General features: G+C 40.2%; 7 protein-coding genes. 3 read left to right on the forward strand and 4 right to left on the reverse strand.

Annotation, left to right across the window (positions count from 1 at the left end):
• The 4 genes from coaBC to FC36_RS06660 all read right to left on the reverse strand — a co-directional run bounded on the left by coaBC (position 1) and on the right by FC36_RS06660 (position 4254).
• Positions 1-1188 carry a bifunctional phosphopantothenoylcysteine decarboxylase/phosphopantothenate--cysteine ligase CoaBC gene (gene coaBC, locus FC36_RS06645; protein WP_025020902.1) on the reverse strand — a complete coding sequence of 396 codons (1188 nt, stop codon included), beginning with the start codon at positions 1186-1188 and terminating at the stop codon, positions 1-3.
• A 131-nt stretch (positions 1189-1319) separates the two neighbouring features.
• Positions 1320-2159, reverse strand: coding sequence for a hypothetical protein (locus FC36_RS06650; RefSeq protein ID WP_025020903.1), 840 nt, complete (start codon positions 2157-2159; stop codon positions 1320-1322).
• Positions 2160-2195: 36 nt separating this feature from the next.
• Positions 2196-2828, reverse strand: coding sequence for a helix-turn-helix domain-containing protein (locus FC36_RS06655; protein WP_025020904.1), 633 nt, complete (start codon positions 2826-2828; stop codon positions 2196-2198).
• A 79-nt stretch (positions 2829-2907) separates the two neighbouring features.
• A complete protein-coding gene (locus tag FC36_RS06660; RefSeq protein ID WP_025020905.1) occupies positions 2908-4254 on the reverse strand; it encodes a helix-turn-helix domain-containing protein in 1347 nt (448 codons plus the stop codon).
• Positions 4255-4486: 232 nt separating this feature from the next.
• On the opposite strand from FC36_RS06660, the gene FC36_RS06665 reads away from it, so the two are divergent.
• From FC36_RS06665 to tnpC, 3 genes are all read left to right on the forward strand, one after another.
• On the forward strand, positions 4487-4675 hold the full coding sequence (locus FC36_RS06665) for a hypothetical protein (RefSeq protein ID WP_025020906.1): 189 nt from the start codon (positions 4487-4489) through the stop codon (positions 4673-4675).
• Entirely contained in the window at positions 4665-5021 is a 357-nt protein-coding gene (gene tnpB, locus FC36_RS06670; RefSeq protein WP_025020907.1) for an IS66 family insertion sequence element accessory protein TnpB, read from the forward strand. Before FC36_RS06665 ends, tnpB begins: the two co-directional genes overlap by 11 nt.
• A gap of 69 nt (positions 5022-5090) precedes the next feature.
• The gene (gene tnpC, locus FC36_RS06675) at positions 5091-6641 is read left to right on the forward strand and encodes an IS66 family transposase (RefSeq protein WP_025020908.1); all 1551 of its coding nucleotides are present in this window, start codon (positions 5091-5093) and stop codon (positions 6639-6641) included.
• Positions 6642-6828 lie beyond the last annotated feature (187 nt).

Here is a 6828-nt window from a genome sequence, read left to right on the forward strand (position 1 = left end):
TTACCAGCCTTGCCGGGCTTTAATTTCATCGAGAATGGCTTGGGCAATTTGGTGCTTTTGGGCCTTGTTAATCTTGCGAGGTGCTTGCTGAGACGCTAAGAATGTAACTTCATTTTGATCACTATTAAAACCAATATCACTGCGACTCACATCGTTAGCCACTAACAAATCAAGGTTCTTTTTCGCCAGCTTTTTTTGCCCATTTGCGATTAAATCTTGGGTTTCGGCCGCAAAACCGACCAAGAATTGGTGGGTCTTCGCTTGACCGAGACCTTGGAGGATATCAACATTTTTTTTGAGTTCTAAGTGCCAGACATCCTGGTTCTTTTTAATCTTTTGCGACGCGGTTTGCACTGGTAAATAGTCGGCCACCGCCGCCGCCATAATCACCACATCAGCTTGGGCATAGACTTGATTGACCTTGACTTGCATCTCTTGAGCCGTCCGTACGGGCTGAAAGTCTACCCCTGTTGGGGGAGTTAAGTTTGTTGGTCCGGAAATCAAAGTCACGTGCGCGCCACGGGCTTGGGCGATTTGAGCTAAGGCGTAACCCATCTTACCACTGGATTTATTAGTTAAGTAACGAACTGGATCCAGATCTTCTTGGGTACCACCAGCCGTAATAACAATCCGTTTTTCCTGAAGGTCTTGTGATTGAAAACTTTCGTCAATAGCTTGGCTAATTTCTATCGGTTCAGGCATCCGCCCTTTCGCAGCATAACCTTCAGCTAAAAAACCATGCGCGGGTTCTAAGACTCGCTTGCCATCAGCCTTTAGTTGGGCAATGTTGCGTTGGGTCGCAGGATTTTCCCACATATGGTCATTCATCGCTGGTACAACCAGAATTGGACCCGGCGTCGCTAAGAGCGTGGTTGATACAAAATCATCTGCTAAGCCCTGAGCCATTTTGGCGATAATATTAGCCGTAGCGGGGACTACCACCGCTAAGTCTGCCCATTGTGCTAAATGTACGTGAGGAACATATGCTACTTTTTGCAAGGTGAAGTCAGTATAAACATCTTGTTTGGTTAAAACTTGCATGGTATCGACCGTCACATACTTTTGCGCATTTTGGGTCAAGGCGACTCTTACCTGATAACCCTTTTTAATTAAATCACGTGCTAATAAAGGAACCTTGTAGGCGGCAATTCCGCCGGTCACATAGAGGACTATCTTTTTTGTTGTCACGAATACCATCCTTTCTTTTTCAGTCTCAACTCCTATTGTATCAATTTTTAGGGGAATTTAAAACAACTAGCTCAGGGCAAAGAATCCCAACCCTTCTTACAAGGATTGGGATTCAGCTAAATTGATATTTATTAATCTACCGCCAAAATTTTATCTAGCTCATAAGCCAGTTGCCGGCGGTCGGACTCATACTTGTACTTGCGTAGTTTAGGCAAAATATACAAGGCCCGGTTAGGAACTATATAGTACAATTCCGTATAAGGACCAAAATCTCGTCCCCTAAAGAGCTCAAATACACGTGGCGCCGCACAAATAATCTGCGGTGCTTTCGTTTGGAGTTCTGAGAGCTTATTTTGTCGCGGAGAAAAGCTAATAAGTTGGTCATTTTTACCAATAAAATAGCCTTGTAGCTTCGCAACTGATTCATATAAAAGTGGGCTATCATCAGCGATGACAATCCGACAACCTAACTTAAGATGGCGTAAATAATAATTTTGCAAGTTCAGGGCAAAACTCCGACAGACCGGCTTTTGTACGCGGTAATTCAGGCAGTGCTCCAGGTCTTGGCAAATCGCGTGCTTAAGCGGTGGGTAGATATCCATTTTTTCGTTAGCTTCTGTCTCCAGACAACTTTCCAGATGGAAACGGTCTCCGCCCGCTAAAGTTTCAGCATAAAGCTCTAAAATATTCATTTGCAAGCTCACATCTGGTTGCACCTGATATTTTTCCCTCAAGAGCTGATCTAGTGCTTGGTAATTAGGATTCCGTAATAAATAGCCATAAAAGCGGGTAATAATTTCTGGATTATCATCCCCTAAAGACCCATAAAGAGGATTATCCGTTAAGAGATACACGTACAACAAGTAGCAAACCGTCCCCGGACAAAGCACATAACCTGGTTGATGGAAATACTCACTTTGCTGCAAGTCTTTTTGGAAACGCTGGTAAAGTTCATCTTTTTCCAGTGCCAAAAATAGCTGATCAGAAACCTTAATTTCCCTATCATATTACGCCCGCCGTTTACCAATCGCCACTAAGCGTTCAAAGTATTGCCAGTAAGCTTGGTTAGCCATCAAAGAATCAACATCTAAACGTGGGTTGGTTTGGACGATAAACTTCGCAAGTGCCAATTTTTCTTCAGTACGGTAATCAGTATAAATCGGAACCTGAAACTTAATTTCTAACAGGGCAATCAAAAGCCGCAGATTTAACTCCGAACCAGTCAAGCCCTTCTCAGTTAGGACTAAATCATAACTCGCCAAAACTTTATTAGCTTTATGTCGTAGCTTATAGGCCATGGATTGCGAAATGTTGAGCTGCATCTCCATGGCCACCATGGAAATCTTACCTTCATTTTTTAAAAACAGCTGTAAATAGCGCATAAGGTTATCATCATTATAAATCCGCGCACGAATCTCGCACATCTGCGCCGTGGTCATCTTAGCGGTAACTTCCCTGCGCGTCATATCCACCTCTAACCCATAGTGTTCCCGAAGGCCGTTAATTACTTCGATTACTTGGTACTTTCGGATTTTTAAATCCCGAGCCAGTTCCTGATAAGTACGCTTGGCCTTGCGATTTAAAATCTCCACAAGCAATACCCGCCGGTTAGTTACGGGATTTATATAATCATTTAACATACCATCACCTTCCTAAGAATATTGTAATTTGAGTATCAAATTGCCGTAAGAGCACCTCTAAAAATCGTTGATAAACCTCTCACATCATAGCTAAAGTCTGGCTTTTGACCATTCGGATTACAACTGTATTTGGTCCAAGACTGAATTGGTCAAGATATTCCCAAAAATCAGGTGTGACGATAATCAACTGGTTACCTTGCGCCGTTAAAGTCGTCATCGTGGCTTGGTTAGGAACAATCTTGCAAATTTCATAGGCGTCCCCTGATAAAGCCATATCAGACTTCAGCGTTTCATAAATCGTGTGGCCATTTTCTAAAATATTGATGGGACAACGTAAATCTAACTGTTCCATAAAGTAACCTTGTAAGACCATGGCAACCTTGCGCAAATAAACATCTGGCACAGGCGTCGTGAAACTTCGCTTAAAAACTTGCTTAACTAACCGATATAATAACGGGTGTACCTCTTGATCACGTTGGGCAAAGTAAGTTTCAAATTCACGTTCTTCACGGAAAAGATACTGATCAAACAAGTTTTCCCGGTAAATATCAAATAAAAGATGACGCAAGATATCACTGTTGTAAAAGTCAGTCTTAAAAGTGGTTTCTAAATTGGCTTTAAGTCTACGATAATGTGAACTTGAAAAAGCATAATCGTACAATTTTTGACGACTTTCCGCAGTAAATTTACTATGGAAAAACATCGTCTTAGTAATGACCATCACCCCAGCCAAATAATTAATAAAAGTTACTTCGCTATTTAAGCTAAGTTGAGAGAAGTCCACATACTTATTAATTTCATCCCGAATATAGTCACTCAGCCACCACTTTTGGGTACCGATATCCCTTTGAAAAACCGGTGATTCTACTAAAGGATATCCCTTGTGTTCACGGATGATTCCGATGATAACCAACTTTTCAAAATAGCTCCATTGACGCGGATTATCCAATACATTTTGTCGGTCCAAACCACCATTAGCCTGAGTGATCCAGTCATAAATCCAACGGTAATCATGCTTATCATAGTGATAAATTTCCAAACCATACTTGGATTCCAAAATGGCAATTAGCATGCGCATCTTCATTTCATCACCAACAACTATCCCTCTAACAACTTCTAGGCCATAGTTACTGAGCGCTTGCTTAATTTTTTTCATTAAGCGATAACCGGTAGACTGCGAAATCATCAGTTCTTTACTAATTTGCGTCATATTCTTTTTCCGGCGATTCAATAACAATTGCCGTAAACAACGGAAAAATAAAGACGAATTATAAAGCTGCTTCGCAATTTCTTCTACCTTATAATATTCTGTTTGCAGATGTACAACATCATCTTGAACCCCAAAACTTAGCTGATAATTATCGCGTAAATCAGCTAGTATTTCTAATAATTGGTAGCGCTGAATCCCAATATCTTCACAGAGCATATCATAAGAAAACTTTTATTCTACGTTGATTGTTTCAAGGATTAAAACTTCACGTCTAATCATTAATTCGACATAATCACTTAACATAAATTCTACCCCCTACAATCAAAATTCCCCAATACATTGCTAAGTGTTACTCTGTAAGCACAGCTCAACAACCGCATATTTAACTCGGTAAGAATACCTCCTATACTAGGTGCATAGAGCAAATAGTACAGGAGGTATTTTTAACATGGAAGAAAAAAATGAAATCGTACCAGTTAACTTTAAACCTAAGGCATCTAAAAAGTTTATTGGCCCAAAAAGTACACAAAAAGTAGCTGAAATTAGAATTAGAGGAATGCGTATTACATTATTTGATGGTGCAAGTTTAGAATTATCAAGGGAATTACTGAAGGTGGTGAATAACAATGTTGATTAATTATCATGCGCCAAAGCATTTGTACGTAGTATGCGGAAAAACTGACTTACGTAAAGGAATTGATAGCCTTGCGATCCTAGTGTCTGAAAATTATGACCTAGACGTTTTTGAAGACTCATTATTCTTATTTTGTGGAAACAGAAATGACCGTTTCAAAGGTTTATACTGGGACGGTGAAGGTTTTACCCTTCTGTATAAACGCTTTGAAAATGGCCGACTTCAGTGGCCACGAGACAGCCAAGAAACTAAGGAGCTTACTGCTCAACAAATTGACTGGCTTTTAGAAGGCCTAAACCCACTACCTAAAAAGCTAATTCGACCTGCGCCAAGGGGAAGTTTTTACTAATTCCTCTACTATTTGGTGGTCTATTTTGATACAATCGAATATATTAACAGGAAAGGTGGTGAATAACATATGTCAAGTAAAACAGTAAAGGAGCCTCAAACACTTGAAGAAGCCTTAGAGATTATCAAAAGTCTTCTCGAAGACAATGAGCATCTTGAAGAGCAAATCAAGCTGATGCGTGGCCAACGTTTTGGAAAAAAAACGGAAGTCATAAATAAAAATCAGCTAACTTTATTTGATTATGAGGAAAACTCAAGTGATGACAACAAAGTTGTCCAAGAAGCTTACACCGAGACTAAGGTTATTCATCATCGAGCAAAAGTCACACCATCAAATGATAGTTCTAGGCAGAGAATGCTTGATAAACTTAAACAATGTGACATTACTCATAAGCCTGAATCTACAGTATGTTCAGAGTGTGGGGAAGAGATGCAGAAAATTGGTGTAACTCTCTCCTATAGAGAAACCCACATTCAACCAGCCGAGATAGTGTGTCATAATCATTATGAAGAGTCTTATAAATGTAATTCTTGCCATCCTAAAGGTAATGATAAAATCATTCATGGTGGGACTCCGTCCCGACCTTTATTTGCGCACAGCTACATTTCTGGTAGCGTCATGGCAATGATTTTGCATTATAAATATGAATTGGCCTTACCAACCCGTCGGCAGCAGATTATTTGGCGATCCTACGGATTACCGCTTGATACCAAACAAATGTCGTCCGCTATTATTAAGGTTGCGCTCAACTACTTACAGCCTCTATATGACAAGCTTAGAGAATGCATCATGGATGAAAAAGTTATTCATATGGATGAAACACCGTTCAAAGTTCTTGAGGTTGAAGAGAGACAAATGTCATTTTTCTGGGCTCTAAGGACTACCCAAGAGTTTTCAAAGCATGACGTAGCTTACTTTCGATACTCAGATACTAGAGGTTCAAATAATATTGCGGAAATTATTAACAATGACTTCGCGGTTGGTATCATGTGTGACGGACACAGAGCATACAATTCTGACCGGTATCCGAATATAGAATTCGGTACATGCGTAGTGCATATTCGGCGTCCTTTTGTCAATATAATTAAAGCTTTAAAAGGAATGAAAAATTCAAAAGCTAAGGTAGTGGTCCGAATTTTCCGGAGTATCTTTAAAAGTGAACGTAGTTTTCTAAAAAAGCCAGAGAGTGAAAGAACTCCAGAAAATAAATTGCGACATCGCCAGAAATATCAGGGGAAGATAACCATTCTCTACGAGTATTTAAATTCGATAACCGCTGTGGGGGCTTTAAAAAAGGCAATTAACCACGCAAATAAGCAGCGATCACGCTTAGAGGCAATATTCAAGAATCCGTATATGCCACTAACTAATAACCCTGTTGAGCAAGCTATACGACCCTCTACTTTAATTAGGAAAAATAGCTTATTTGCGAAATCAAGAGATGGTGCTGAAGCGAACGCCGTCATGTACACTCTAGTTCAAACGGCTAAACTTAATGGCCTGGATGTATTGAAGTATTTCCAATTTTTAATGCGAAAAGTGCAACTCCGTGAACCACTGGATGTCATGGCATGCTTACCTTGGAGCCGTGAGGCTCAAATGAAGTGTACCCTCGACTGATTTGAAGCCGCCAAACTAAAAAGCGACACAACGCTAAATTTTTTAAAATTAGCTGTTGTGCCGCTATTTGTGTTTCTGTCATATTTTAGGTCCTAACACGTCATTACGCCGTGCTTACGTTACTCTTTATCAGTAAGCACCCTATAACACCCCCGTATTAATTATCGGGCAATCTCTCTGTATACTG

The organism is Ligilactobacillus equi DSM 15833 = JCM 10991, assembly GCF_001435735.1.
GTDB lineage: Bacteria > Bacillota > Bacilli > Lactobacillales > Lactobacillaceae > Ligilactobacillus > Ligilactobacillus equi.

Excerpts from the sequence above, each read along its gene's own strand:
- FC36_RS06660 (WP_025020905.1), bottom strand. The coding sequence starts at position 4,254 with ATGCTCTGTGAAGATATTGGGATTCAGCGCTACCAATTATTAGAAATA.
- FC36_RS06665 (WP_025020906.1), top strand. The coding sequence starts at position 4,487 with ATGGAAGAAAAAAATGAAATCGTACCAGTTAACTTTAAACCTAAGGCA.
- tnpB (WP_025020907.1), top strand. The coding sequence starts at position 4,665 with ATGTTGATTAATTATCATGCGCCAAAGCATTTGTACGTAGTATGCGGA.
- tnpC (WP_025020908.1), top strand. The coding sequence starts at position 5,091 with ATGTCAAGTAAAACAGTAAAGGAGCCTCAAACACTTGAAGAAGCCTTA.
- FC36_RS06655 (WP_025020904.1), bottom strand. The coding sequence starts at position 2,828 with ATGTTAAATGATTATATAAATCCCGTAACTAACCGGCGGGTATTGCTT.